We start from the raw sequence: 1,006 nt of genomic DNA on the forward strand, positions 1-1,006 counted from the left end.
TGAAGATTAACACTGTCGCTATTTATTCCCGTGAAGACAGTGCTGCTTTCCATCGATTTAAAGCGGATGAAGCCTATTTAGTAGGTGCTGGTAAGAAACCGATTGATGCGTATTTAGACATCGAGGGTATCATCGCGATTGCAAAAGATGCTCATGTTGATGCGATTCATCCTGGATATGGTTTTTTATCTGAAAATGTTGATTTTGCACGCCGTTGTGAAGAGGAAGGGATTACGTTTATCGGCCCAACGTCCCAGCATCTCGATATGTTTGGTGACAAAGTGAAGGCCCGTGAACAAGCTGTGAATGCGGATATTCCCGTTATTCCAGGGACAGATGGTCCCGTTTCTTCGGTAGAGGAAGTGCTAGCTTTTGGTGATCGATATGGATTCCCACTGATGATTAAAGCTGCTTTAGGTGGCGGTGGTCGCGGGATGCGTGTTGTGCAAACAAAAGAAGAAATTCAATCTGCCTATGATCGTGCCAAATCAGAGGCGAAAGCTGCGTTTGGTTCTGACGAAGTGTATGTAGAAAAATGTATATTAAATCCAAAACATATTGAAGTTCAAATAATAGGGGACAAGGAAGGCAATATCGTGCATTTATATGAGCGCGATTGTTCCATCCAACGTCGCCATCAAAAAGTAGTAGAAATAGCCCCATCCAATTCAATTTCGGAAGATTTAAGAAATCGAATTTGTGATGCAGCGGTGAAACTGATGAAAAATGTCTCGTACATAAATGCAGGGACAGTGGAATTTTTAGTCGCGGGTGATGATTTTTATTTCATCGAAGTGAACCCTCGTATTCAAGTCGAGCATACGATTACAGAGATGATTACAGGTATTGATATTGTGCACGCACAAATTAAAGTCGCGGCTGGCTATCCTTTACACGGCGAAGAAATTCATATGCCACAGCAGGACGATATTCCGCTATTTGGCTTTGCGATTCAGGCGCGTGTGACAACAGAAGACCCTGCGAATGGCTTTATGCCGGATACTGG

General features: G+C 43.2%; 1 protein-coding gene. It reads left to right on the forward strand.

What is annotated here, in order from left to right:
• On the forward strand, positions 1-1,006 hold a 1,006-nt coding region (locus ACIQZG_RS24545; RefSeq protein ID WP_402758768.1), incomplete at both ends, for an ATP-binding protein.

It is taken from the genome of Lysinibacillus sp. NPDC096418 (genome assembly GCF_044762775.1).
Classification (GTDB): domain Bacteria; phylum Bacillota; class Bacilli; order Bacillales_A; family Planococcaceae; genus Lysinibacillus.